29 protein-coding genes and 2 pseudogenes are annotated in these 26,196 nt (G+C 35.6%); 8 read left to right on the top strand and 23 right to left on the bottom strand.

The genetic code is table 11. The features are described 5' to 3' along the window. Nucleotides 1-273: 273 nt before the first annotated feature. The 3 genes from gcvPB to gcvT are packed head-to-tail and all read right to left on the bottom strand — an operon-like array spanning nucleotide 274 to nucleotide 4,210. A complete protein-coding gene (gcvPB, locus tag ACQKNR_RS03805) occupies nucleotides 274-1,749 on the bottom strand; it encodes an aminomethyl-transferring glycine dehydrogenase subunit 2 (RefSeq protein WP_427315479.1) in 1,476 nt (491 codons plus the stop codon). Further along, nucleotides 1,746-3,089 carry an aminomethyl-transferring glycine dehydrogenase subunit 1 gene (gene gcvPA, locus ACQKNR_RS03810; RefSeq protein ID WP_427315481.1) on the bottom strand — a complete coding sequence of 448 codons (1,344 nt, stop codon included), beginning with the start codon at nucleotides 3,087-3,089 and terminating at the stop codon, nucleotides 1,746-1,748. The genes gcvPB and gcvPA overlap by 4 nt, the downstream gene beginning before the upstream one ends. 20 nt (nucleotides 3,090-3,109) lie before the next feature. Then, the gene (gene gcvT / locus ACQKNR_RS03815) at nucleotides 3,110-4,210 is read right to left on the bottom strand and encodes a glycine cleavage system aminomethyltransferase GcvT (RefSeq protein ID WP_193410322.1); all 1,101 of its coding nucleotides are present in this window, start codon (nucleotides 4,208-4,210) and stop codon (nucleotides 3,110-3,112) included. Between the two features lie 389 nt (nucleotides 4,211-4,599). Between gcvT and ACQKNR_RS03820 the strand changes: the two genes are divergently transcribed. Both ACQKNR_RS03820 and ACQKNR_RS03825 read left to right on the top strand, forming a co-directional pair. Continuing rightward, nucleotides 4,600-6,282 (top strand): DEAD/DEAH box helicase, encoded by a 1,683-nt coding sequence (locus ACQKNR_RS03820; protein ID WP_427315483.1) that lies wholly within the window; start codon nucleotides 4,600-4,602, stop codon nucleotides 6,280-6,282. Beyond that, a complete protein-coding gene (locus ACQKNR_RS03825) occupies nucleotides 6,269-7,063 on the top strand; it encodes a YqhG family protein (protein WP_427315485.1) in 795 nt (264 codons plus the stop codon). Before ACQKNR_RS03820 ends, ACQKNR_RS03825 begins: the two co-directional genes overlap by 14 nt. 50 nt (nucleotides 7,064-7,113) lie before the next feature. On the opposite strand, the gene ACQKNR_RS03830 is transcribed toward ACQKNR_RS03825, so the two are convergent. Both ACQKNR_RS03830 and ACQKNR_RS03835 read right to left on the bottom strand, forming a co-directional pair. After that, nucleotides 7,114-7,245 carry a hypothetical protein gene (locus tag ACQKNR_RS03830; RefSeq protein WP_427315487.1) on the bottom strand — a complete coding sequence of 44 codons (132 nt, stop codon included), beginning with the start codon at nucleotides 7,243-7,245 and terminating at the stop codon, nucleotides 7,114-7,116. A 246-nt stretch (nucleotides 7,246-7,491) separates the two neighbouring features. Next, a complete protein-coding gene (locus ACQKNR_RS03835; RefSeq protein WP_000032698.1) occupies nucleotides 7,492-7,719 on the bottom strand; it encodes a hypothetical protein in 228 nt (75 codons plus the stop codon). A gap of 72 nt (nucleotides 7,720-7,791) precedes the next feature. On the opposite strand from ACQKNR_RS03835, the pseudogene ACQKNR_RS03840 reads away from it, so the two are divergent. Together ACQKNR_RS03840 and ACQKNR_RS03845 are read left to right on the top strand one after the other, a co-directional pair. Continuing rightward, nucleotides 7,792-7,910 (top strand): annotated as a pseudogene (locus ACQKNR_RS03840) (GTP pyrophosphokinase). 127 nt (nucleotides 7,911-8,037) lie between these two features. Continuing rightward, nucleotides 8,038-8,670 carry a VC0807 family protein gene (locus ACQKNR_RS03845; RefSeq protein ID WP_427315489.1) on the top strand — a complete coding sequence of 211 codons (633 nt, stop codon included), beginning with the start codon at nucleotides 8,038-8,040 and terminating at the stop codon, nucleotides 8,668-8,670. 65 nt (nucleotides 8,671-8,735) lie between these two features. On the opposite strand, the gene ACQKNR_RS03850 is transcribed toward ACQKNR_RS03845, so the two are convergent. The 10 genes from ACQKNR_RS03850 to comGA form a co-directional block, all read right to left on the bottom strand. Beyond that, a complete protein-coding gene (locus ACQKNR_RS03850; protein WP_071747116.1) occupies nucleotides 8,736-8,936 on the bottom strand; it encodes a YqzE family protein in 201 nt (66 codons plus the stop codon). A gap of 38 nt (nucleotides 8,937-8,974) precedes the next feature. After that, nucleotides 8,975-9,472 carry a shikimate kinase gene (locus ACQKNR_RS03855; protein WP_427315491.1) on the bottom strand — a complete coding sequence of 166 codons (498 nt, stop codon included), beginning with the start codon at nucleotides 9,470-9,472 and terminating at the stop codon, nucleotides 8,975-8,977. A 120-nt stretch (nucleotides 9,473-9,592) separates the two neighbouring features. Beyond that, a complete protein-coding gene (locus ACQKNR_RS03860; RefSeq protein ID WP_427315493.1) occupies nucleotides 9,593-10,243 on the bottom strand; it encodes a 2OG-Fe(II) oxygenase in 651 nt (216 codons plus the stop codon). 174 nt (nucleotides 10,244-10,417) lie between these two features. Next, nucleotides 10,418-10,789 (bottom strand): competence type IV pilus minor pilin ComGG, encoded by a 372-nt coding sequence (gene comGG / locus ACQKNR_RS03865; RefSeq protein WP_427315494.1) that lies wholly within the window; start codon nucleotides 10,787-10,789, stop codon nucleotides 10,418-10,420. Then, nucleotides 10,786-11,256, bottom strand: a complete 471-nt coding sequence (gene comGF / locus ACQKNR_RS03870) for a competence type IV pilus minor pilin ComGF (protein ID WP_427315811.1) — start codon at nucleotides 11,254-11,256, stop codon at nucleotides 10,786-10,788. Before comGF ends, comGG begins: the two co-directional genes overlap by 4 nt. Further along, nucleotides 11,226-11,528 carry a competence type IV pilus minor pilin ComGE gene (comGE, locus tag ACQKNR_RS03875; protein WP_427315813.1) on the bottom strand — a complete coding sequence of 101 codons (303 nt, stop codon included), beginning with the start codon at nucleotides 11,526-11,528 and terminating at the stop codon, nucleotides 11,226-11,228. The genes comGF and comGE overlap by 31 nt, the downstream gene beginning before the upstream one ends. Further along, nucleotides 11,521-11,976 (bottom strand): competence type IV pilus minor pilin ComGD, encoded by a 456-nt coding sequence (comGD, locus tag ACQKNR_RS03880; RefSeq protein WP_427315495.1) that lies wholly within the window; start codon nucleotides 11,974-11,976, stop codon nucleotides 11,521-11,523. The genes comGE and comGD overlap by 8 nt, the downstream gene beginning before the upstream one ends. Next, complete coding sequence (gene comGC, locus ACQKNR_RS03885; protein ID WP_427315497.1) at nucleotides 11,973-12,272, bottom strand: competence type IV pilus major pilin ComGC; 300 nt, start codon at nucleotides 12,270-12,272, stop codon at nucleotides 11,973-11,975. Before comGC ends, comGD begins: the two co-directional genes overlap by 4 nt. 11 nt (nucleotides 12,273-12,283) lie before the next feature. After that, complete coding sequence (gene comGB, locus ACQKNR_RS03890; RefSeq protein WP_427315499.1) at nucleotides 12,284-13,315, bottom strand: competence type IV pilus assembly protein ComGB; 1,032 nt, start codon at nucleotides 13,313-13,315, stop codon at nucleotides 12,284-12,286. Then, nucleotides 13,308-14,351 carry a competence type IV pilus ATPase ComGA gene (comGA, locus tag ACQKNR_RS03895; protein WP_427315501.1) on the bottom strand — a complete coding sequence of 348 codons (1,044 nt, stop codon included), beginning with the start codon at nucleotides 14,349-14,351 and terminating at the stop codon, nucleotides 13,308-13,310. The genes comGB and comGA overlap by 8 nt, the downstream gene beginning before the upstream one ends. Nucleotides 14,352-14,557: 206 nt before the next feature. Here comGA and ACQKNR_RS03900 point away from each other — a divergent pair, with 206 nt between their 5' ends. The 3 genes from ACQKNR_RS03900 (at nucleotide 14,558) to ACQKNR_RS03910 (ending at nucleotide 17,121) form a co-directional block, all read left to right on the top strand. Further along, a complete protein-coding gene (locus tag ACQKNR_RS03900; protein WP_427315503.1) occupies nucleotides 14,558-15,253 on the top strand; it encodes a helix-turn-helix transcriptional regulator in 696 nt (231 codons plus the stop codon). 123 nt (nucleotides 15,254-15,376) lie between these two features. After that, complete coding sequence (locus ACQKNR_RS03905; RefSeq protein ID WP_427315504.1) at nucleotides 15,377-15,619, top strand: DUF2626 domain-containing protein; 243 nt, start codon at nucleotides 15,377-15,379, stop codon at nucleotides 15,617-15,619. 107 nt (nucleotides 15,620-15,726) lie between these two features. Beyond that, nucleotides 15,727-17,121: an L-cystine transporter gene (locus ACQKNR_RS03910; protein WP_427315506.1), complete on the top strand. Its 1,395-nt coding sequence runs from the start codon at nucleotides 15,727-15,729 to the stop codon at nucleotides 17,119-17,121. Between the two features lie 79 nt (nucleotides 17,122-17,200). Here ACQKNR_RS03910 and ACQKNR_RS03915 read toward each other — a convergent pair. Both ACQKNR_RS03915 and ACQKNR_RS03920 read right to left on the bottom strand, forming a co-directional pair. Continuing rightward, a pseudogene (locus tag ACQKNR_RS03915) lies at nucleotides 17,201-17,604 on the bottom strand (hypothetical protein). Nucleotides 17,605-17,691: 87 nt separating this feature from the next. After that, on the bottom strand, nucleotides 17,692-17,907 hold the full coding sequence (locus tag ACQKNR_RS03920) for a DUF3912 family protein (protein WP_193410337.1): 216 nt from the start codon (nucleotides 17,905-17,907) through the stop codon (nucleotides 17,692-17,694). Between the two features lie 252 nt (nucleotides 17,908-18,159). Between ACQKNR_RS03920 and ACQKNR_RS03925 the strand changes: the two genes are divergently transcribed. Then, a complete protein-coding gene (locus tag ACQKNR_RS03925) occupies nucleotides 18,160-18,471 on the top strand; it encodes a hypothetical protein (protein ID WP_016080285.1) in 312 nt (103 codons plus the stop codon). A 33-nt stretch (nucleotides 18,472-18,504) separates the two neighbouring features. On the opposite strand, the gene ACQKNR_RS03930 is transcribed toward ACQKNR_RS03925, so the two are convergent. The 6 genes from ACQKNR_RS03930 to ACQKNR_RS03955 form a co-directional block, all read right to left on the bottom strand. Further along, nucleotides 18,505-18,993 carry a hypothetical protein gene (locus ACQKNR_RS03930; RefSeq protein ID WP_427315508.1) on the bottom strand — a complete coding sequence of 163 codons (489 nt, stop codon included), beginning with the start codon at nucleotides 18,991-18,993 and terminating at the stop codon, nucleotides 18,505-18,507. A gap of 80 nt (nucleotides 18,994-19,073) precedes the next feature. Next, on the bottom strand, nucleotides 19,074-19,448 hold the full coding sequence (locus tag ACQKNR_RS03935) for a nucleoside 2-deoxyribosyltransferase (RefSeq protein ID WP_427315509.1): 375 nt from the start codon (nucleotides 19,446-19,448) through the stop codon (nucleotides 19,074-19,076). An 81-nt stretch (nucleotides 19,449-19,529) separates the two neighbouring features. After that, nucleotides 19,530-19,790, bottom strand: coding sequence for a DUF3966 domain-containing protein (locus ACQKNR_RS03940; protein ID WP_427315511.1), 261 nt, complete (start codon nucleotides 19,788-19,790; stop codon nucleotides 19,530-19,532). Nucleotides 19,791-19,885: 95 nt separating this feature from the next. Further along, on the bottom strand, nucleotides 19,886-20,944 hold the full coding sequence (murG, locus tag ACQKNR_RS03945) for an undecaprenyldiphospho-muramoylpentapeptide beta-N-acetylglucosaminyltransferase (protein WP_427315513.1): 1,059 nt from the start codon (nucleotides 20,942-20,944) through the stop codon (nucleotides 19,886-19,888). Nucleotides 20,945-20,962: 18 nt separating this feature from the next. Continuing rightward, nucleotides 20,963-24,361, bottom strand: a complete 3,399-nt coding sequence (metH, locus tag ACQKNR_RS03950) for a methionine synthase (RefSeq protein ID WP_427315515.1) — start codon at nucleotides 24,359-24,361, stop codon at nucleotides 20,963-20,965. After that, a complete protein-coding gene (locus ACQKNR_RS03955) occupies nucleotides 24,361-26,193 on the bottom strand; it encodes a bifunctional homocysteine S-methyltransferase/methylenetetrahydrofolate reductase (RefSeq protein WP_427315517.1) in 1,833 nt (610 codons plus the stop codon). The genes metH and ACQKNR_RS03955 overlap by 1 nt, the downstream gene beginning before the upstream one ends. Nucleotides 26,194-26,196: the final 3 nt, after the last annotated feature.

Raw genomic sequence — 26,196 nt, forward strand, 5'->3', positions numbered from 1 at the left:
ATAACATCGATATCCCACACTTTCACCCCCGCCTTGCTCGTTTTTTCACATATACATAAAAATGAGTAATTTTTGCCTCATCACATCTTCTTAATTTCAATAAAATTCTAACAAAAATAAATACTTTTATCAAACCGACTTTTTCAACAAAATCACCTATGAAACTGCTTCTTTACAGCAATATGAAACAAAAAATAATAATTTTCAACACTTTTTCACCCTACCTGCCCACAAAAAAAGAACCCGCATATAGCGAGTTCTTTTTTATTCTAATCAAACTTGTACAGGAGCTAGCTTTTCATAACGTAAAATAGGTTTACGTGCAGCCATTGTTTCGTCTAAACGTTTAATGACTGTCGTATGCGGTGCTTCTTGTACAACTTCTGGATTTTCTTCTACTTCTTTAGCAATTTGAATCATCTTATCAATGAAACCATCTAACGTTTCTTTTGATTCTGTTTCTGTTGGCTCAATCATAATACATTCTTCCACATTTAATGGGAAGTAAATTGTTGGTGGATGGTAGCCGAAATCAAGCAGACGTTTTGCAATATCTAACGTACGTACACCAAGTTTCTTTTGACGACGACCTGATAATACAAATTCATGCTTACAATGTCTATCGAATGGAAGATCATAGAACGGTGCTAATCTTCTCATCATATAGTTTGCATTTAATACAGCATACTCAGTTACTGCACGTAGTCCATCTGGACCCATAGAACGAATATATGTGTATGCACGAACGTTAATTCCGAAGTTACCATAGAATGGTTTCACACGCCCAATTGCTTCTGGACGATCATAGTTGAAGTGATAGCCATTTTCCGTTTTCTCTAAAATTGGTTTTGGTAAGTACGGAATTAAATCAGCCTTCACACCTACTGGACCAGAACCTGGGCCGCCGCCGCCGTGCGGTCCTGTAAATGTTTTATGAAGGTTTAAATGCACAACATCAAATCCCATATCTCCTGGTCGCGCTTGGCTTAATACAGCATTTAAGTTTGCACCATCATAGTATAATTTACCACCTGCATTATGGACGATTTCTGCCATTTCTAAAATATTTTCTTCGAATAGGCCTAATGTATTTGGATTTGTTAACATAAGTGCTGCTGTTTCTTCGTTTACAACACGTTTTAAATCTTCTAAATCAACAAGACCATGTTCATTTGATTTTACTGTAATTGTTTCAAAACCAGCTACGGTTGCTGATGCTGGATTCGTTCCGTGAGCAGAGTCAGGTACAATTACTTTCGTACGGTTAAAGTCACCATTTGCTTCATGATATGCACGAATTAACATTAAACCTGTCCATTCTCCGTGTGCACCAGCTGCTGGTTGTAAAGTAACAGTATCCATACCTGTAATTTCAATTAAATGCTCTTGCAAGTCGTACATTAATTCCATTGCACCTTGCACTGTCTTTTCATCTTGAAGTGGATGAATATTTGCAAATCCTGCGAAACGAGCTACACTCTCATTAATTTTCGGATTATATTTCATCGTACAAGATCCAAGTGGATAGAATCCAGAATCAACGCCGTGGTTACGGTTTGAAAGTGCTGTATAGTGGCGCATAATGTCAAGTTCAGATACTTCTGGTAGCTCTGCATCTTCTACTCGAATATAATCGCTCTCAAACACATCTTCTAGTTTCACTTCTTCTACATCTAATTTGGGTAAGCTATATCCTACGCGTCCTTCTTTACTCACTTCAAAGATAAGTGCTTGGTCTTGGTTCTTCATTGGATAGCCCCCATTTCGTTTACAAGTGTGTCAATTTCCTCTTTTGTACGAAGCTCAGTTACTGCTACAAGCATTTGATTATCAAATTCTTTATAGTCACGACCTAAATCGTAACCACCGATAATATTCTTTTGTAGTAATGCGTCGTTTACTTCTTTTACTGGACGCTTGCAATCTACAACGAACTCATTGAAGAATGGTCCAGCAAATGTTACTGTGAAGCCTTTCGCTTCGAATTGACGTTTTGCATATTGTGCTTTAGAAATGTTTTGACGTGCCATTTCTTTCACACCTTGTTTTCCAAGTGCTGTCATTGCAACAGATGCTGCTAGTGCATTTAACGCTTGGTTTGAACAAATGTTAGATGTCGCTTTATCTCGGCGAATATGCTGTTCACGTGCTTGTAGCGTTAATACAAACCCACGTTTACCCTCTGAATCTACAGTTTGTCCCACAAGACGTCCTGGAATTTTACGCATAAATGCTTTCGTTGTTGCAAAGTAACCACAGTGTGGTCCACCAAACTGCGTTGGAATACCGAATGGTTGTGCATCACCGATTACAATATCAGCACCAAATTTCCCTGGTGGTGTTAATGCGCCTAATGATAATGGATTTGAAGAAACGATAAATAATGATTTTTGTTGATGAACGATTTTTTCAATATCAGCTAATTTTTCAACTTGTCCAAAGAAGTTTGGATATTGAACAATTACACAAGCAACTGTATCGTCTACTTCACTTTGTAATACATCTAAATCTGTTACACCATCTTTATGATTAATTTCAACAACTTCAAGATGTTGACCTTTTGCATATGTTTCAAGTACTGCTCTTGATTCTGGGTGCACTGCACTAGATACAAGAATTTTCTTTTTACGAGTATGGCCAGCTGCTAGCATTGCCGCTTCAGCTAAAGCTGTACCTCCATCATACATAGAAGAGTTTGCTACATCCATTCCTGTTAATTCACAAATCATTGTTTGGAATTCAAAAATCGCTTGTAATTCCCCTTGTGAAATTTCTGGTTGGTATGGTGTGTAAGCTGTATAAAATTCTGAACGAGAAATAACATGATCAACTATTACTGGAGCGTAATGATCGTATACACCCGCTCCTAAGAAAGAAGCATATTCTTTTAAGTTCGCATTTTTGCTAGCCATTTGAGATAACTCTTTTAAAAGCTCTGGCTCTGATTTTGCTTCTTTAATTTTTAAATCCCCTTTAAAACGAACACTCTCTGGAATATCAGAGAATAATTCATCGATCGTTTGAACCCCGATCGTTTGTAACATTTCTTTTTTGTCTTCTTCTGTCATTGGAAGATAACGATGCAACATGAAATCTACCCCTCTCCCCGTTACTTTGAACGTTTATAAAATGGTGTTGGAACAACTACTGCTTTGACGCGTTTATTACGAATTTCAATCTCTACTTCTGTATCAACTGCTGCGTATTTTACATCAATTAGTGCTAAACCAATGCTTTTCTTTAACGTTGGAGATTGTGTACCGCTCGTTACTTCCCCGATCTTTTCTTCTCCAATAAATACAGGGTAATGCGTACGAGGAATACCGCGTTCGATTACTTCGATGCCGACTAACTTACGAGATGCACCGTTTTCTTTTTGCTCTTTTAAAGTTTCTTTTCCGAAGAAATCTGCTTCTTTATTTGTTTTTACCGCAAAGCCAATTCCTGCTTCAATCGGTGTAATATCTTTTGATAATTCTTGTCCGTATAACGGAAGTGTTGCTTCGAAGCGAAGTGTATCACGAGCACCTAAACCACATGGCTTTAAGCCCTCTTCTGCTCCAACTTCAAGAAGTTTCTCCCAAAGTTTTGCAGCATCTTCACTCTTACAGTAAATTTCGAATCCGTCTTCACCTGTGTAACCTGTACGAGATACAAGCGCAGGAGTTCCATCTACAAGAATATCGTTTTTAAATTTAAAGAACTTAATTTCTTTCAAATCTTCTGACACAACTTTTTGTAAAATGCCTTCTGCTTTTGGTCCTTGAATTGCAAGCTGTGCAACTTCACTAGAAACATTGACTACTGTTGCATCGCCAATTACATGACTTGCTAACCATTCGTAATCTTTCTCGATATTTGATGCATTGATTACTAATAAATAGTCTTCTTCACCACGTTTGTAGATTAATAAATCATCTACTGTACCACCGTTTTCGTAGCACATAGCTGTATATTGTGCGCCCCCTACCTTTAAGGTAGATACGTCATTTGTAACAACACGTTGTAAAAATGCTAAACTATCTACACCTTTTACCTCAACTTCTCCCATATGAGACACATCGAACAAACCTGCCGCTGTACGTACAGCTTCGTGTTCTTCTTTAATGCTTGAAAATTGAACTGGTAATTCCCAACCACCGAAGTCAATTGTTTTCCCACCATACTTCGCGTATACATCAAATAACGGTGTACGTTGTAATGTAATCATGCTCTCTCCCCCTTATGCTCTGACAAATCAATAAAAGTTGTTTCCCTTATCTAAACATTTTCATTCTGAAAAGATAGGATATACGGAATCTCACTATATTTTTTTATGAAAGCGTAAATAAAAAATTGCTTTCTTGGGTAAAATACGAAAGATTCCACACATTTCACACCATTATCCTAACATTATTCGCTATATTTCATCAATATTCTAGCATAAAAAATAATTTAGAATTTTTTATGATTCAACTTATAAAATACAGCTTTTAAGATTTAATACTTTATTATTTTCTATCGTATAGCCTTTAGTAACGATAATCATGCCTTATTTCAAGGCGAATCATCATACATTTAAAACAATCACTTTAGTTTATAAAAGGTGGGAGAGTCGTAATGAATGTCGATATTTCCGTAGATCGGACGTGGCAAAACAATTTTTTAAATAGAATTGACGAAGATGGTCCTTGGACAAACTGGGATTTATATCATTTAGCTTATGAAACAGAAAAATCGTTACTTGTTCCTACTTTCGATGGACTGCAAGCACCGAAACATTTATCCCATTTCACACCGCTTCCTCATCAATTAGAAGTCGCTCAAAATGTTATTGAACAAATGAATGGAAAAGCGATACTAGCCGATGAAGTAGGGCTTGGAAAAACGATTGAAGCTGGACTTATTTTAAAAGAATATATGGTACGCGGCCTTGTGAAAAAAGTACTTATACTCGTCCCAGCCTCTCTCGTATCACAATGGGCATACGAACTGAATACAAAGTTTTTCATTCCAGCTGTAGCCCAAAAGAAAAGCTACTCGTGGGAGCAAGCCGATGTGATCGTATCATCAATTGATACTGCGAAACGTTCACCACATCGCGATATCGTTTTGAATTTAGAATATGACCTTATTATTATTGATGAAGCGCATAAGCTAAAAAATAATAAAACAAAAAACTATGAATTTGCACAGCGATTAAAAAAGAAGTTTTGTTTATTACTAACCGCAACCCCTGTCCAAAATAAGATTGATGAAATTTTCAACCTTGTTTCTTTACTAAAACCAGGCCATTTAGGCAATCAATCCAACTTTGAAGAATATTATGCTTCAAAAAATCGTTCAGCCGAATCAGATGAAGATTTAAAAGCTCTTATTAACAAAGTAATGGTTCGAAATAGACGACATAATACCGGAATTGATTGGCCTAAGAGGCATGTACGTACAATTTTTGTTGAGTTTAATGAGGAAGAGCAAGCTTTATATAATGCAATTGAAAATTGGAGAGGACAAGATGCCTTCACATCTGCTTTCTCATCATTAACTTTAAAACGCGAGGCATGTAGTAGCCGGGAAGCTGTGTACTATTCATTGAAAAAGCATGTAGAAAAACGACTGAAAGAAAATGAGCACTATATAAAAGATCCACATATTGATGTGCTAATGGACAAAATTAATCATATTCCTTTCAACTCAAAAGCAAATAAAGCTCTTGAGCTTATAAAAGAAATTGACGATAAAGTCGTCATTTTCACGGAATATAGAGCATCACAAATGTATTTACAATGGTTTTTACAGCAGCACGGCATTTCTTCCGTTCCGTTTCGCGGCGGATTTAAACGCGGGAAGAAAGATTGGATGAAAGAACTTTTCCAAAACCACGCGCAAGTATTAATTGCAACTGAAGCTGGCGGAGAAGGAATTAACTTACAGTTTTGTAGCCATATGATCAATTATGATTTGCCATGGAACCCAATGCGTCTTGAACAAAGAATTGGACGTATCCACCGTCTTGGTCAAAAAAATGATGTTCATATTTATAACTTAGCTACAAAGCATACTGTTGAAGAACACATTTTGAAACTGTTATATGAAAAAATCAACTTATTTGAGCGTGTTATCGGTGAACTCGATGAAATTTTAACAAGAATTAATATGAAAAACATCGATGCGCATATTCAAGAAATTTTCGCACAATCAAAAAGCGAAGGTGAAATTCGAATTAAAATGGAAAACTTAACATCTATTATCGACTTTGCGAAACGAAATGAAGCTGAGGTGCAAGGCTATGCAGCAAGATGAAATCCATAATTACTTATACAATTTCTTTGAGGCGAATAACTGTGAAATTTTACAACGTTCCTCTCATCTATTAGACGTGCAGCTAACAATTGAAATGGATAAATTATTAATGAATCGTCCTTTTTATTGGCACTACCTTGAAAAAACAGGAGGCGTACCGAATCCGATGCGCCTTACTCTTATTACAAATGCAGAAAATGCGGAAAATGATGGTGAGCTTATTCACTATGGTTCACCACGTCTACATCAAATTTTCCAAACAACGAAAGAATTAGGCTCTTACATACGCTTATATGAGGAAGTAAAACATAGCGGGGCAACGCATACCCCACTCCATCCTTGGCTCGGTGTAAATATAAAAGTGTCTTACCAATGTGATCGAAAAAAAGACACCCTTCACTCCATTGGTATTCATCTCATCTCTGGAACAATGCTTGCAAACTTTCATGAAACATTAACTACCATTAAACTTACACCGAAAATACCTGACTTTTGTTTTACGCTCTCTCCTATCATTAAGCCACAAAGCGGCTTACAACGTATAGAGGACACTTTAAAAAATATAATTGCAGAAGATGACCATACTTGGGCGAAAGAAGCGAGGGTACGCTGGAATCACGATTTAGATCTTTTAAATCGTTTTTATGAAGATAGTGATGAACTTCCTGAAAGCTACGAAATTGAAAAACAAGCTTTACAAGAACAGTATGAACCACGCATTACAGTGCAAATTATTAACGGTGGCCTTTTTTATGTTACCGCTAATCATTTTCTATCTTAAAAAAGCTCCCTCCGTATTAGAAGGGGCTTTCTTTTTAGTTATTTCCTATCCTACTCTTTATCGCCACTACGCTCTTGCTGTTTTTTCTCTGCCATACGTTTCTGATGTGCACGATCCTTTGCACTCACATGATTTGCATCAGTTGGAAGATTTTCTTTTGAACGTCCAATTCCATTGCTCATCTTTTCCACTCCTTTTTATGTCTTTCAAAATACACGTTTATCCCGCTATTTGCGGGCAGTAAGACTCCCACCTCAAAATTCAGCGAGTGCGAGGAAGTTAGGCGGGAGATAATTGCCCGTAAATGCCCGATTGGTGAAGGCTAATAATCAGTGGGGGATAGCCCCCACTGATTACAGTTTCACTTTATTTTCAGCTAGAGATACAATCCTTATTCAAAAAAAAATAAGAGCAGCCATTAGCTGCTCTTACTCATTCACGTATTTTTGAAACATATCATGGATGCCTTGATTTACGAGGTTCGAGATCTGCTCGTCAGATTTATTCGGATAACGATCACGTAATCTGATAGATGCCTTCACCATTAAATTTTCTAATACAGAACGGCCACCTTCTCCATAAATAATTTCAGCATATTTAACAAGCCTTCCATCCTCTAATGTTGCTGGATTATGATTGAAGAAAAATTTACTCATTGTCTCCACCTCTCTCTTTGATAACGTTTACATTTATATAGATTATTTATGTTATTTATTTCACAATATTGTATGCATGTATATATAATTAGTTTCATTATAAAGCAACATATCGATAGTAAATATGTTATTTTTCGTCCATTTTGTGAACAATCCCAAAAAATGAAAGCGTTTCCTTTATTATATACTAAAAAAACTTACTACGCTAGGGGCAATTTTTTAATCTACTAATCATAGGCTTTTCCTTTTTTCATTAAACCTTATACAATTTTCAGAAATTATATTATAAAATATATGTATGACTTAAGGAGGCCTTATATGAATCAAAATAAAAAAGCTATATTAGATATCGTCTTTTATCTCGTATTTCCATTCCTTATTTGGAAATTTGCAAAGCCTTATATCGATCCTTATTACGCAATGTTAATCTCATCTGCCCCTGGGATTATTTATACACTGTATACGTTTAAAAAGGAAAAACAGTTTAACGTGACAGGGTTCTTTATTTTAATTACACTCATTGCTAATACGACGGTAGATTTATTATCTGGATCGGCTGAACGAATGTTATGGAATGATGCTTATTATCATATCGCGCTCGGCATTATCGTCATATGTTCAATTTTTATAAAAAAACCACTCATGTTATATTTTGCTGCGGACATCGCAGCATTGCAAGGCCATGACCGCGATAAAAGCCGTGAGCTTTATCGTGATAGTCGTATATATCCAGCACTGCAATATTTAACGCTATTTTTTGGGCTTCAATTTATATTAAAAAGCTTTTTAAAAATCTATTTCATCTCTGTTTTCGGTGTAGATGGCTACGGTGAAATGAGAGCGATTATGACTGCTGTAGGCTGGGGCATTTCAATTTGTATTGGAATAGGATTCGTATGGGTGAACAATAAAATACATGCGGTTACTGAGGAAAAAGAATCCGTACAGTAAATGAAAATCCCCTAGTATGTAATGCTACTAGGGGATCTTTATTTTGCTAGACATATGACTAAAAGTTAACTTGATTTTTTTCTTTTATTTTTTACGTTTCGATAAAACAAAGCAGCGCTCAGCGGCATAACACCAAACCATTTATTCAAAAATGGTTCTTTTTCAGCACGGCGTTGTTCTTTCTTTTGTTTACGATCTTCTTTTGGAGCATCCATATACGACACAAACTGTTGCGTCACAAAGCGAACATAATCATTAGTAGACATATTATCATCACCTCTACTTGATTAGTATGTCCACTTTTTTATACATTAATCTTTTCCTTTAGTTCATTCATAATTTGTTCTACCGACTTATTTGTCGTATCGATATGAATATCTGCCTCTTCATAATAAGCTCGGCGCGATTCAAATTTCGTTACAAATGCATCTATATCTTTCTTCTGAAATAGCGGACGTGTCGTATCTTCACGAAGCCTTTCTGCAATTACATGCGGATCGCAATATAAATACACGACAGTTCCATTTTCCTTCATCCACTTTCGATTTTCCACTCGCTCAATAATCCCTCCACCAGTTGTAATGATTACATTATGAACTGGTAGTGAACGTAACATCTCACTTTCATATTCCCGAAAAGTCATTTCGCCTTCTTCTGCAAAAATATTTCGAATCGCCTTCTCTTGCTTCTCTTCGATTTTTTGATCTGTATCTACAACATCCATTTGAAGTTCTTTACTTAACGCTTTTCCAATTGTTGTTTTCCCAGCTCCCATATAGCCGGTTATGTATATAGATTTCATGTTCGTTCCTCTCAATCGTTCTTTATTATTTGTTATTATAACGAAAGATGTTACTTTATTTAATAAAAAAACGTTTTGTTCTTCTTATAAACTGAAGAACAAAACGTTACGTATTCGCTTTTACTTATAAGTACCTCTTCTCACCCACTGCGTTGCAATCCATTTCTCACCTTTCGTTACAGGTGCCCCTCCATGTAACGTAAGTTCATTTAGTGATTGGTTTTGATAAAAATACTCAAAATATACTGCCATTCCCTTTCTAGGGTGTACGGAAAGATTTAATTTCGGAAAGAATGTTTCCCCGCCTTCTTCTACATCATTTAAGTACATCACAAGAGTGCTGATACGATTATTAGCAGCTGACCTACTATGTTCCGCAAAATAATCATAGTGAGCTTTATATTCTTGATCCACTTCATAATTTAAAATGTGCAATCCTTCTCCATGCGCTACAGGAACATTCATGATAGACGAGATGCGTTTTTCAATCTTCGAAGTAAGTTCATTCTCTTCCAAAAATGCACCGCTACTTGTTCGAATATCATTTACATCACGTGATGAACCAATTTTAGAACGCTTCATTTTATTTTTAGACAATTCAATTAATTCTTCACATTCTTCATCACTTAATACATTTGCTAATACGACAATAAGAGGTTCTTCAAATTTTGAGATAATTTGTATTTCCCTATCTTCTGTCATAATCGCATTTCCTTTATGATCAAAAATAGTTTGTTCCTTATTTTCACCTATTTGATTGTTATTTGTCATTTCCCTATTCTCCCTAAAAATAATGATTGGATAGCATGAATATATCATATTCTTTCTACCTTTCTCTTTTTTGAGAAAATTTAAACTTTTAATCGTTATATTTATCCATTTCCCAAAAGAAATTGACGCTCTTCACAATGAAAATTCATATTTTTACTCCGCATATTTTATCTATCATCCTTCTATCCAATCGTATATTTTCTCATCCTTTTTTCTATACCGGAAGCTCACCGTATAGGAAATTCTTTGTTTTGTCTCGCACTGCAAAGAAACGAGGACCATATCATTTTCAAATCCGTACTTCCCAATCGCTTTTCCCTTTTCATACTGAAAGAAAAACGTACCATCTCTTTCTGTTTTCTGTAAGTCTTTTTTTATATCTGCAATAACTCGATTCATCAATTCCTCCATTAAAAATTTTTGTTCTGTTTCAATATAAAAATTTTTATCAGAAAGCAACATATTCGTTTCGTATACAAAAAAAGAAGTTAATAAAACAAGAAAAATGATTGTTCCAGGCATTGTAAATCCATCTTGTTTTCTCATATGGACCTTCCCATTTCGCTATATCGTACAGTTACACCTTCATATCTTTTCCCGCTAGTATCTTTCACATTTATAAAGAGCAAATGAGGTGTTAGTTTGTACGAAACCATTTCAATCTTTTGCAATAAAACTTCTCTTCCGCGCATATTCACTTTTCTTATAAGATGATTATTTACTTTTTCATACGTCACTTCCTCCCCATTACGCAGACGAAAACGTAAAATATTCTCTCCATTTCCAAGGGTTGTATTTTCCACGAATGATACTTCACGAAACTCCAATTGTACTTGTCCTAAAAACACATCCCACTCCCAATCATTTAACCCTTTTGCCTGCCTATTTTCCATTCCTATAAAATGAAATCTTGGTAAGAGTAAAAAGAACAGTGATAACAGAAGCAAACATACGATCATTTCTATTAATGTAAATCCAACTTCTAATTTGTTTTTTCGCCTGCATAAAAGCATTGTTTCATCGTTCTTTCCTTCACATCTTTCCACATAGCACAAACTTCATTTCCTCCCCAATATGTGTAATACACAATTCCGTTTATGACTTTTTCTTTCACTCGTTGTTCCTCATTCTCATACATATATAGGGCTGCTTCTTTTTTTAATAATACGAATGCCTTATAGCGGATTTGTATATTTTTTCTTTCTTGCATAACCAATACTGTTTGTGGCAGTAGTAACGATACCACCATCATTAGTAAACTTAGTGCCACAAGCATTTCAGCCATTACTGACCCTTTTTGGCATTTCACGATACATAAATCTCCCTCTTCCAAGCTGAAATACAATCTCATATTTATAACTTCGATACGAAAGTAAAATCGTGCCACCTCTATTAATATTTCCGCTCGGATTATATGTCATCGGATTTGGAAAAGTATACAAATCAATTTGTATATCGTTATCATAGTCTCTCTTCACAATAGAATGATTCGTACCTGATTCCCCAATGTAGTATACATTCTTCTCTTTATACCATCGTAACGTATAATGTGTTTGACGGTTTATCGCTAATTGCTGCATATACAAAATATCATTGGAAAACTGTCTCAAAAATTGTTCAACTTTTTGCTTTTCATATAATGAATGAACGTTAAAATACGTAACCATACTCAATACAGAAATTGCAAATAGAACGAGCAACATTTCTAAAAGAGTAAATCCTTTTTGTTTCACAGTGTCCCGACTGATACTGTGCCATTATCTGAAATATAAATTGCTTCACCATTCGGACACTTATCAGCTACAATATATTTTTCATCTATTAGTTCTTTTAATGACGGGATTTTATTATGTTGTAATTGGTATACTTGTATTTGCGCTTCTACAGATTTCACATATGCTGCACACCCTTTTCCTTGGACCGATGAGCGCTGTGTGACTACATTTGGAATAATTAATAATAATAATACAGTTATGACAACCATAACTAATAGCATTTCTAAAAGAGTAAATCCTTCCTCATTCTGCATGTAAGTGCCTCCTAAACAGAATTCATCATTTGAAACATCGGCATAATCATCGCTAAATACATAAGAACAACTATTCCTCCAATACATGTAAATAAAATCGGTTGAATAATAACTAACATATTTTTAATTTTTTGTTCCATCTTTTCCATAATAAGATCGCTATAGTCACCCAACTCAATCGCTAAATTACCGTTTGCTTGTCCATGCGTAATAATATAAGAAAGTTCTTTCTCATAATAACCACTTTTAGCAATGATAGATTGTAACGGTTCTCCTGCAATTAATTGTCGTTCAATCCGGCCCGCTTCATACTGAAAGAACGGATGGTATTTTTGCTCCATCATTATTGTTAAGGCCTCAAATACTGATAGTCCGCCGTTTAATAAACCACTCAATTGAGTGGAAAAATAATGCGAATGCTTTAAAAGAAGAAATGTTCTTATGAGGGGGATACGAAGTATGATTTTTACCCGTTGAATATGTGGGAGTTTCCGAAAATAAAACATATATAAACTACACCCAATAATAACGATAAGAATAATGGTAAAAATAATGTAAGGTATTCGTTTAATTGCACTTAAAATTTGTTCTGTAAGTAGCGGGGCTGTAGAACCGAACGAACTATACACCATTTCAACCTGTGGTAATAAGATGAGGTTGAAAACAGTAAGCATAATCATTAAAAAGAATGCCAAAAACACAGGATACTGCATTATTTTCATCATGTCTTTCCTATACTTATCTTTCTTATATAGAAGTGCGCTCCCTCGTTGTAACGCAAAAGAAATATCGCCGTGTCGCTCCGCATAAAATAAATAACTTAACATCTCCTGGTGAAACATTAATTGATGAAAAGAATCGTGTAGACTTTTTCCATCTTTTAATCCTTCAATCATGTGCTGCAATTGTACTTTCTTTTCTAACGGTAATTGAAAACGCAAAAATTCTAATGCTTGTAAGAGGGAGTATCCTTTTTCTAATAGGTCCCCTAATCGTTTCAACAATACTACTTGATCACTTAAACTCCATGTTTTCTTAAACATAAACATCTTCTTCTAAAAATCCTAAAGCGTATCCTTTTCGTATTGAAGATTCTAAAGTTTCATGTTTATAAGTAACACATTCTCCGTTCGCTTCTTTAATCGCTTGTTTTAACTCATATCCATATAACAACTCATAAATGCTCGCTTGCCTTACTTGCCTCATTGATTTGCATAAAGTTGAGCACTTCCCTCTGCAAAATGGACATTTCAATTCAACAAGTCGCTGTGCGGCTACAGCCAGTAAAGACTGTTCAATTTCTTGCCTCGTTACGCCATAATCCATAAATCGTATGATTGCTCCTTTCGCATCATTAGTATGCAGCGTTGTCATTACTAAATGTCCAGTCAAACTTGCTCTTACAGCTATTTTTGCTGTTTCTTCATCACGGATTTCACCGACTAAAATAATATCTGGATCATGACGTAAAATAGCCTTTAACCCCGTCTCATAGGTGATACCTGCTTTTTCATTTATTTGAATTTGTAATAAATCGTCCTTTCTTTTTTCAACTGGATCTTCAAGTGTAACAATGCGGCGTGTTTTCCTTTTTCTAATTACCTCTAATAATGCATACATTGTTGTTGTCTTACCGGAACCTGTTGGCCCAGTAAATACAAGTAATCCATGAGAATGGTATAAAAAAGAGAGTAGTTTTTCCGCTGTACTTGGAAATAACGAAAGATGAGATAATGGTTGAACAGATGCTTGTAAATGAAGGCGAATAACGAGACTTTCTCGATATACTGTTGGAAGTGTTGAAAGGCGTAAATAAGCTTCTTGTCCATCAATTTGTAAATATAACGAACCGTTTTGCGGCTTCCTTTTCTCCCCTATATCCATTGAAGCTAAAAATTTAAAGTGCGAAACAAGCTTTTCTCCAAATTCCTTTTCAATACACTGTCTCGTAATTAAATCTTTTCCTATACGCAGTTGAACCACTACGTCCTTCTGCCGGGGCACAATATGTAAGTCCGACGCTTGTACCCTACATGCTTCTTTCAAAATCGTATTTGCAAAATTTTCGATCCCATTCATCACTTTTTCCCTCCTCACTATGTATATAGCATGAAAAAACAAGCAAGGAAAATTGGAACTTTTGTATTTTCATTAGAGAGAAAAGGAAAAATATGTTTGTGAAATTATGAACAATTTCTGAATTATTGTCTGAAATTACCTATATGTATGTTTATCTGTATTATAATGTTATTATCTTGGATAAAGTGATAAAGGTGGAGATCCTCATGGAACAAGCTTTAAAAATTACAGGTGTATTATCTGATCCAACTCGTTATTACATTTATAAATATATTTCTCAAAAACATAGTTACGTAACTGTACAAGAAATTGCAGATGAGTTTGACATTCATCCAAACGTAGCACGTTTACATTTATCTAAATTAGAAGATGTTCATATGCTAAAATCAGAAACAAAAAAAACTGGAAAAGGCGGAAGACCAAGCAGATTATATGTATTATCTGAAGATGTTATCCAATTGCAATTTCCATTTCGCGATTATCAATTATTAGCAAAAATAGCGTTTAATTCTCTCCTTAGCCTTGGAGCTGCTGGTGAAAAAGCGCTATATGAAACAGGAAAACAATTTGGAACAGAATTAATGCAACAGCATATGCAGCGCTTAAATGTGAGTAAAGATGATTTAACAGTAGAACAAAAAGTTCAAATTGCAAAAGAAGCATTCTCAACAGCTGGTTTATCACCTGCATTTGAATTAAGTGCAGATGGAACAAAAATTTTCTATGATGTACACAATTGTCCATTTAAAGAAGTTGCTGTTCATCACCCAACTGAAATTTGTAATATGCATGGAGATATGATGAAAGGGATTTTTGAAATCCTATTCCCTAACATGGAATTAACACGAAATGATAGTCTACTAGATGGATGTAAATCTTGTAATTATAAACTAACAATTTAATTTCCCTTATAAAAGAAGCCAATTATAATTGGCTTCTTTTATATGAACGAATATTTACAATAGTAAGAAAAATACACTATAATGAGGAGAGGTTTACTTTTTCTAGAAAAGGAGGGAGATGGCATGGAGCGCATGTTTCGCGTTCTCGGCTTTTGGACTGGAATTTTCTCGGTTATGTTTTACGTAGGGGATATGCATTCGACTGCACTACTATTTTTAGGACAAACAGGTTTCTTCGTACTTTTAGGCTATTTAAAATTAACAGAGCGTATGTATATATACGTATTCGGGGCGTACTTAACTGTTTTCTTCATAGGATTTACATACTACACGACGTTTTTACTTGTCCCTGGAGCTGGACATTAAAAGATGGCAATTTGCCATCTTTTTTTTAATTCCGCAATTTCCTAGTTGACTTATAGGTTTTATTACCTTATATTCTATATAACAGATTGGAATTAGGGGGAATCAACATGAATACACTGCTTGTCGGCATTAACGTTGCAGTCATGCTCATTTTAGTTAGCGTATTATATTATATGCAACGTAAGCATGTATCTTTTAATAAACGTGTATTTACTGCTTTAGGAGTCGGAATTATATTTGGTCTTATATTACAATTTATTTACGAGCCTACTTCTAAGATAATTATTGAATCAAATAACTGGTTTGGCTTAATTGGTAACGGTTATGTGAAATTGCTTCAAATGATCGTTATGCCACTTATTTTAGTATCTATTATTTCAGCATTTACAAAATTACAGTTAACAAAAAATCTTGGTAAAATTAGTGGTCTTATCATCGGAATTTTAATTCTTACTACAGGAATTGCTGCAGCTGTCGGTATCGCTGCAAGTGCAGGATTTGATGTATCAGCAGCAGGCTTACAACAAGGTGATGCAGAATCTGCTCGTCTGAAGCTAGTTGAAGAAAGATTTACTTCTATTGAAAAGACAACAATTCCAGACAAATTATTAGAACTACTGCCTACAAATCCGTTTCTTGATTTAACAGGTGCTCGTCCAACATCAACAATTTCTGTTGTAATATTTGCAGCCTTTATCGGTATTGCCTTTATAGGTGTAAAACGAAAATATCCAGAACAAGCAGAGCTATTTAAGAAGATGCTTGATGCTGTATATGCAATCGTAATGCGTATGGTAACATTAATTTTACGCCTTACTCCATACGGTGTATTAGCTCTTATGGCAAAAACGGTTGCTGGTAGCGATATTAACGCGATTTTAAAACTTGGTAACTTCGTGTTAGCGTCTTACGTTGCACTTATCGTAATGTTTATTATTCACTTATTACTAATCGCACTTTCTGGTTTAAATCCAATTCAATATGTAAAAAAGGTGTTCCCTGTATTAACATTTGCGTTCACATCTCGTTCTAGTGCTGGTGCAATGCCATTAAATATTGAAGCCCAAAAAGAAAAACTTGGTATTTCTGAAGGGATTGCAAACTTCGCAGCTTCATTCGGGGTATCTATCGGTCAAAACGGTTGCGCAGGTATTTATCCAGCGATGCTTGCAATGATGGTCGCTCCAACTGTAGGAATTGATCCATTACAACCACAATTTATTTTAACTTTAATCGCTGTTGTTGCTATTAGCTCATTCGGTGTTGCCGGTGTTGGTGGCGGTGCAACATTCGCAGCGTTAATCGTACTTTCTACAATGAACTTACCAATCGGCATTGTCGCTCTTGTTATCTCAGTTGAACCATTAATCGATATGGGCCGTACAGCTCTTAACGTAAGTGGTTCTATGACAGCTGGTCTTATTTCTAGTAAATGGCTGGGTGAATTAGATCAAGATACGTACAATCAAGATGATACAAAAACTGGTGAAATTGCTTCATAAATAAGAAGGACGCTAACATAAAATTGTTTGCGTCCTTTTTTATTCCGTTCCCTCTCTATACATCTTATCTTGAAAATTATCACTCCAAGTATTCTTCTAGTTGCTCTTTTAACTCCTCCTTAATCTCATAACAAGATTCATCAACAAGTTCCCCTATCGTCTTACTCTCCCACATCTTAAATTGAATTTTTGCTCCTAAAAAATAATTTCTGCATCTCCAATTTGGAATATTATAAAACCTAACCATTTCTTTCTCTTCATCTAGTATAGCTATCGCAACTGATGAATAATAACCCACTTCAAAAGGATGCTCTATATCTCTAACAAGTCCCATAGACAGTTCCATGTTTGTCTCCATGTTTGTCTCTATGTATAAATTTGAATACTCTTTAAAAAGTTCAAGTGATATTCGCTCTATTTCATTTTCCATACATTGAATCTTCTTTTTCAACTCAATGTAAACCCCTGTTCTTTATATTTCATTTCCGCCTCCTTAAACAAGGAAAAAGAGAATACCATATCGTATTCTCTTTTCTCAAATATATGTCATTATCTCACAGCCCGTCCCTTTTACAAATAACCATTTTGCTCGCACCATTTATGAAATTGTCCTACGTCTACCCCAACTAACACGATATCCTTTAGCTCTACATCAATACTTTGTTCCCCAATTACAATAGCAAAGTGGGATTCTAATTGTTTTTCGTTTTTCTTTACAATTCCAATTCGGTTCCGATACGGTCCATCTTTTATATATGCTTTTTGTCCTATAATATCAAAGTTCAAGATTCTCACCTCTTTTATTGCGCTCAAATTGGAAATACGAACTCAACTTCGGAAAATTTCCTTTCATTGCACTATTTCTCTATATATATGACGAAACAATAAAAGAGTCCTTCCTTCTTTACAATTATTTTTTCTTTGTTTCATTTTTATGATTGAAACGTAAAGTTTATAATAAAATACACTTGGAAGCGCTTTCTATGTAATTTTTTATGTTATACTATATAAGTAGAACTTCGTAAAGAGGGTTAAAAAATGAATACAAAAATGATTAAAAAAGTAATTGAAGCATTAAAAGTATATGGCTTTCAGGATGTATCATTCTGTGACAAAACGAAGCAATTTTTATTTCATAACGAAACCGATATTATGAGCGGCTATGCAGAAATAACATATAGTAGTCAATTTGAAAAATTCAACGTACAAATTCATCCAATTGAAACACATCACCAAGCAGAGTTGCAAGAGGTTGAAAGACATATACAAGCTTGTATAAGAAAAGTGGAATATTTAAACGCACTTCTTACTGGGCAGACAAAACTAGATGATAAAATTATTATTATGTAAAAAAGAACGTGATAAACTCACGTTCTTTTTTCATTATACGTTCATCTTTTCCTTCAGTTGTAATCCTGTAACAGATTCTAATACATCTATCGCTTCTCCAAATGTCATATCAAAAATCGTCTTCTCTTCTATGTATGGAAATTGTCTGAAGCGCTTTTCTAACATTTTCACCGCATCTGATGTAAAGTTTGCACTATCGATGCCAAATTCTGTTTCAAGAAGAACGATCCAATCTAACACATGAAAACCTAATCCATTGACGAATGAAATAAGTTTTTTTTCTGGCTTTGAAGATAAGAATACATGTCGTTCCATCTCACTGAAAAGTTCTTCTCCCAAAATTTCTGCTAACTCATCATCATGTTCGCGTTCAATAATCTCTTCGTAGCCGTAATCGTCAACAAGCTCTTCTACCTCTTCACTATCTGCAAAAAGCAATTGGCTAAGAAGCGCATCTTTCTTAAATTCACTCTTTTGTACCACTTCTAAAAAACTTGTTTCCCATCCATTTTCTAATTTCATATTATATAGCTCCTTTATATACTTTCCTTATCATCACTGTACCCAAAAGATTATCTTTATAACCTTTTAAACAATTACTATTATTCCATATTATTGATAACATGAGATGCAAACTCCTCTGCATCCCCTTCAAAAATATTTACTTCTGGCAAATGGTAAAATGTTGTTTGCAGCGGGATTCCTTCATGATACATATATACTTTTTTCTCGAGCGCAATGGCCATTCCGAACTCTGTATGACTTCCATTTCCACCATCTAATATGAGTAAAAAGACATCGGCTTCTTGTATAGCATTCTTTTCTGCCTTACCAATTTCTCTTAATTGTTCTTGATTAACTGCTCTTTCATTTTTTGTCCAATCATATGTATGATGCCATCCTGCATTTTTCAGTTCATTGGCTACAGAACGTACAAGATGTTTATTTTGGAAACTTGAAGCAATATAAAATTTCATTTATATACACTCCTTAATTATGTATGGGGAAACTCCTTTTTAGCGTTACTTGTTATAGATATAATAAAAAAATCCCCATCTTTAGAACTTATTTGCGTTTAAATGATGGGATGTTTCATGGTCTTCTTTTATTTTTTTCTTTTTATAACTTTCATCAGCTAACATTTCTAATTCAGCTGTTATTTCTGACTTTTCAAGCTCTCTCTCTTGCGAAAATTTCCTTGAAATATAAACAATAACACTACCAACGTACAACACAAAGCATATAATAAGTGCAGTATTTTCATAGAGACTTAGCTCCAACACAGTCACTCCTAATCCATTCGTATTTTCACGCTTCATTAATTGGAATTTCCCTACTAACCATTTGCTATTGTAACATAAAAATATCAATTCTTGGAATCTTTCAGCCTACTAAAAGAGGCATGATTGTTTCATCATGCCTCTGAAATATGGTGAACAATCGTTTTAATCGCTTCTTTTCCATTGTATTTTTTTAATGCTGTTTTATACGTCTCATTGTTAAGATACAACTCTTCGACATGCTTTATAAGAGAGTTCACAGTGACGTCTTCTTCATACAATACGGAGGCATATCCTTGTCTTTCAAAGGACTCTGCATTTAATATTTGATCTCCACGACTTGCAAATTTTGATAAAGGAATTAAAACCATCGGCTTTTGCAATGTTAAAAACTCAAAAATTGCATTGGAGCCCGCACGTGAAATAACAAAATCTGTTACAGCTAATATATCCGGCAATTCTCCATGTACATATTCAAATTGTCTATATCCTTCTTTATCTTGTAAACTTTCATCAAGATTACCTTTTCCGCAAAGATGAACAATTTGATATTTTTTAAGAAGTTCTGGTAACGCTTCTCGAACCGTTTCATTAATTTTCTTCGCGCCCAAACTTCCTCCCATGATTGTAATAACTGACTTTTTACGTGAGAAACCTAAAAACGCTAAACCTTTTTCACGATTTCCCTTTAATACTTCTTCACGTACAGGAGATCCCGTATATATTACTTTTTCTTTCGGTAAATGTTTTGCTGCTTCTTCAAATGTAACAAATATTTTCGAAGCGAAACGGAGCGCAATTTTATTTGCTAGTCCTGGCGTCATATCAGATTCATGTAATAAAACTGGTACTCTATTTAGCCATCCTCCAATTACGACTGGTACAGATACGAAACCACCTTTTGAAAAAATCACATCCGGTTTTAGTTTTCGAATCCTTACATACGCATCCATAACACCCTTCATTACAAGAAAAGGATCTTTTATATTTTTCAAATCAAAATAACGGCGTAGCTTTCCACTTGCAATACTATAATACGGAATGCCTTCCTTTTCTATAATCGTTTTCTCAATCCCTTGATGAGAACCAATATAAGAGATGTCCCAATTCCGTTCTTGTAAATATGGAATAATGGCTAAATTAGGTGTTACATGTCCTGCCGAACCACCACCTGTAAAGACTATTTTTTTCATACGTCTCCCCCTTCTAGACTATAATACACTAAAATATCTTGCCTCAGGGTGAGAAAATACCATAGCCGTTACAGATGCTTCTGGCTCCATCATGAATCCTTCCGTTAATGAAATACCTATTTCCTCTGGACGAATTAAGCGAAATAGCTTTTCTTGATCCGCAAGTTCTGGACAGGCTGGATAACCAAATGACACTCGTATTCCTCTATATTTCGTGCGGAAGCGTTCTTCCATCGTCAATTCAGGTGAGTCTGGAATGCCCCAGCGATCACGGATGAGCATATGTGTTTTTTCAGCAAGTCCTTCTGCTAATTCAAGCGCTAACGATTGAATGGCATGACTACGCAAATAATCACCTTTCGCCTTCCACTCTTCAGCAATATCCCGAACTCCTTCCCCAACAGTAACAGATAAGAAAGCCACATAGTCCATCTCATCGCCAATAGGGCGTAAATAATCACCTAAAGTACGATATGGGGCCTTTCCTTGTCTTGGGAATGTGAAACGCTCTATCATACGCGTATGATCTTCTGGATCATATATTACAATGTTTTGTCCGTCGCTTTGCGCTGGAAAAAATTGATACACTGCTTTCGGTTTTAACCAAGATTGTCCTTCCTCCAATAATTCGTCTATTAAATCGTTTAATTCGTGTGCTCTTTTATCTCCCTCTTTCAAAAGCTTCTTCACATTTCCTTTTAATCCAAGGTGATGTCCAAGTAGCATTTGTCTATTTAAAAATGGAGCAAGATGTGCAACAGGAATATCACGTAATACAATTCGTTTTGTTGAACCAGGAACCATAACCGCTGATTTTGGTAACGGCTCAATTACTGCTGGAATTTCTACTTTCTTCTCCTCTTTTTTTACGATATGAAGATGACGTTCTTTTTTATCCTGCTTCATCTTCTCACGCTCTTCCTCTTTTTGAAGCTTATTAATAATATCAAGCCCCGTCATCGCATCGCTCGCATAACATACGAGCCCTTTATACGATGGAGAAATACGATTGTCTGTAAACTTTCTCGTTAACGCTGCACCACCTACAACAATTGGAATATCAATATTTGCCGCTTTTAAATCTTCAGCAGTCGTTACCATTTGTTGTGCTGATTTTACTAGCAATCCAGAAAGACCTATAATATCAGGATTCTTTTCTTGTACTTCTTGAACGATCCGATCCGAACGTACATTGATTCCTAAATTAATAATCTCATATCCGTTATTCGATAAAATAATTTCAACAAGATTTTTCCCAATATCATGTACGTCACCTTTTACAGTTGCTAATAATACTTTCCCTTTTTTCGCACTATCACTAGATTCCATATGTGGCTCTAAATAGCTTACAGCAGCTTTCATACTTTCAGCACTTTGTAATACTTCAGCAACGATAAGCTCATTATGATTAAATAATCGTCCCACCTCATCCATTCCTGTCATAAGTGGACCATTAATAATATCAAGAGGTTTTCTTCCTTCTGCAAGTGCCAGACTTAAATCTTCGTGTAATCCTTGCTTCGTACCTTCTACAATATAGTTGGCTAGTCTTTCATCAAGCGTAAGCGTTTCTTGTACAATAACATCTTTCTTTTTGGCCACACGATAAAAGTTTGTAAATTCTTCTAACGTCTCTTTCGTCGTTTCAAAAAGTAATGCATCTGCAAGACGTTTTTCTTCCTCTGGAATTGATGCATAGCGCTCTAATTTTTCCGTATTAACAATCGCGTAATCTAATCCTGCTTTCGTTGCATGGTATAAAAAGACAGAATTTAGTACTTCACGGCCAGCCGGTGGTAAGCCAAATGATATGTTACTTACACCTAAAATCGTTAAACATTCTGGTAATGCTTCTTTAATAAGGCGAATTCCTTCTATCGTCGCTGCCGCTGAACCGATATATTCTTCATCACCTGTCCCTACAGGAAACACGAGCGCATCAAAAATAATATCAGACGGGCGTATACCATACTTCTTCGTTAGTAGTTCATAACTTCTTTTCGCAATTTCTATCTTTCTTTCTGCACTAACGGCCATGCCCTCTTCATCAATTGTTCCTACAACTATAGCGGCACCGTATTTCTGAAGAAGCGGTGTCACTTTTTCAAAACGTTCTTCTCCATCTTCTAAATTAATTGAGTTGATAACAGCTTTTCCTTGAATATAAGTAAGGGCTTTTGCCATAACATTTTCATCTGTTGAATCAATCATAATCGGTACTTTTAGCACTTTCGTAACTTCTGCCAAAAATTTTTCCATATCTTCTATTTCATCACGATCAGGGTCCGCCATACAAATATCAATGATATGGGCATTTTTCTTCACTTGTGCTCTTGCCACTTCAGCAGCCTCTTCAAATTTCCCTTCTGCTACTAATCGTTTAAATTTACGCGATCCAATAACGTTTGTTCTTTCTCCAACAAATAACGGTCTCATAGAATCATCGTATTGCAATGCCTCTAACCCACTAATCCCATGCCCTTCTCGTTCATGGTGTTCACGTGGCTTAAGAGATGCTAGCGCTTCTTTCATCGCTCTTATATGTTCTGGCGTTGTACCACAACAACCACCGATAATATTAACCCATCCTTCTTCAGCAAAGCGCTTCACTTTTTCGGCGAGAGAAGATGGAGATTCATGATAATGTCCATCTTCATCCGGAAGACCTGCATTTGGATAACAAGAAATGTAACACTCTGATAAATCAGATAGAGAACGAATATGTTCCCTCATAAACTCAGGACCGGTCGCACAGTTTAATCCAACAGATAACGGCTTCATATGCTCTACTGATAAATAAAAAGCCTCAATTGTTTGTCCTGCCAGAGTCGTTCCCATTGGCTCAATCGTTCCTGAGATCATGATAGGCACAATTTTATTTATTTCTTCAAAAGCTGCTTGAATTCCAATATAAGCGGCTTTCACATTACGCATATCTTGACTCGTCTCAATGAGTAATACATCAACTTCGCCCTTCAATAATCCTCTCGCCTGCCTTGTATAGGCTTCAATTAGTTCTTCAAATGTAACTCCTCCTGTAACACTAATTGCTTTCGTTGTCGGCCCCATCGCACCTGCAACATATACTTCCTTCCCGCTTTCTTTAACAGCTTGCTTCGCCAAAAGTGATGCCTTTTCATTTAGTTCTTCGTCTAAATGAGACAACTCATAATCACTTAATACGATATTCGTCGCCCCAAATGTATTTGTTTCAATAATGTCAGCTCCAGCTTCAATATAAGCTTTATGAATCTTTAAAATTACATCTGGCCTTGTTTCTACTAAATATTCATTACAACCTTCGTACTCTTCTCCCCCGAAATCTTCCGCAGTTAAGTCCTCTTGCTGGATCATTGTACCCATTGCACCATCTAGTATTAAAATGCTATTTTGTAATCTTTCTTCTATACGCTTCATCAATTAATACCTTCTTTCACTTCTTGCTTCTCTCTCACATATTTAACGAGATGCTCTGTAATTTCATATTTTAAAAATGGTGTGATTAAGTATATACCGTTAAAATATTTTAATGTCGTATCAATTAATTCTTGTGAAATACGAATACCTTCCTCAATAGCTGCCTCTTTCGTTTCGTGTCCATCCATTCTCTCTCTTATTTCTTCAGGAAGAGTAATTCCCGGCACCTCAAAATGAAGAAAATCTGCATTCCGCTTACTTACTAATGGCATAATTCCAATAAAGATAGGCTGTTCCAAATGTTTTGTCGCTTCATATACTTCTTCAATTAAAGCGACATCATATATTGGCTGTGTTAAGAAATATTCCGCTCCAGCATCTATTTTTCGTTCCATTCGTTTTACAGCTGCTTTTAAATGTCTTACGTGAGGGTTAAATGCGCCACCTACAGAAAACCTTGTTGCCGGTCCAATTGATTTCCCTAAAATGGAACGTCCATCGTTCATTTCTTTAATCATTTTAATGAGCTCTATAGAGGACAAGTCATATACAGAAGTGGCACCCGGAAAATCACCAACGCGTGCTGGATCACCCGTTAAAGCTAGTACCTCCTCCATACCTAGCGCGGATAAACCTAGTAAATGAGATTGTAGTCCAATGACGTTATGGTCTCTACACGTTAAATGCGTCAATACTGGAATATCGTGCTTCGTTAATAATGCCCCCATAGCCATATTCGAAATACGTGGTGACGCTAATGAATTGTCTGCTAGTGTAATAGCGTCCGCCCCCGCTCTTTTCAGTGCTCTTGCGCCTTCAAAAAAACGCTGCGTATCTAGCGTTTTCGGTGGATCTAATTCCACTACAACTGTCGTTTGTTTCTTTGCCTTCTCTGCGAGAGTGACGTGAGCTTTCGAACGTTTTTCATGTGTATGAACTACTTTTGGTCTTTGAATCGTTTCCTTTTCTATTACAGGTGCAACATTTGCAATAGCACGCTTCATACTTTCAACATGTTCTGGAGTGGTACCACAACAACCACCCAATAACCGAATACCTTGTTCAATAAATTTTGGTGTCATCGCTTCGAAATAGGCCGGACTCCCTTCATATACGTAACGTCCCTCCACATAATTGGGGAGACCTGCATTCGGGTATGCTGACAAATAGCCATTTTGCGGAATCGATATCATTTTAAAAGCTTCCGTCATATGAAGTGGCCCGAGTTGACAGTTCAGTCCAACAACATTTGCACCGTAATCTAAAAGCTGCTTTAATATTTCATTTACATCATTTCCATTTTGAGTCGTACCTGCCTCATGTAACGCTAATTGGGCTACAATTGGAATATTCGTTTGTTTTCGTAACACCTTAACAGCATGGATTAATTCAAACTCATCATAAAAAGTCTCTAATAGTAATCCATCCACCTGTTCTTCTAATAAAGCACCTGCCTGTTCAAGTAGCATAAATTCTCTCTCCATATCAGTCGTTGTAACAGCTCCGATATGTTTCATACCACCAATTGTTCCTAAAATTGCATTTTTTTCTGTAACAGATGCTTTTGCAAGTTTTACTGCCGCTTTATTTATTTGAACAACTTGATTCTCTAATCCATACATACGTAATTTCGCTTCATTTGCCCCATACGTATTTGTTTGAATCACATCTGCTCCAGCAGCTACATATTGTTTATGAATCGATATAATTAAGTCTGGATCAGATATATTCAATTCTTCAAAACTACTTTGCAAACCATGTGAATGCAATAACGTTCCAACCGCACCATCACCTATTACAATTCCTTTTGATAATAAATCTAGTAATTTCACGAA

This window comes from Bacillus sp. NPDC094077, assembly GCF_050279465.1.
Classification (GTDB): Bacteria; Bacillota; Bacilli; order Bacillales; family Bacillaceae_G; genus Bacillus_A.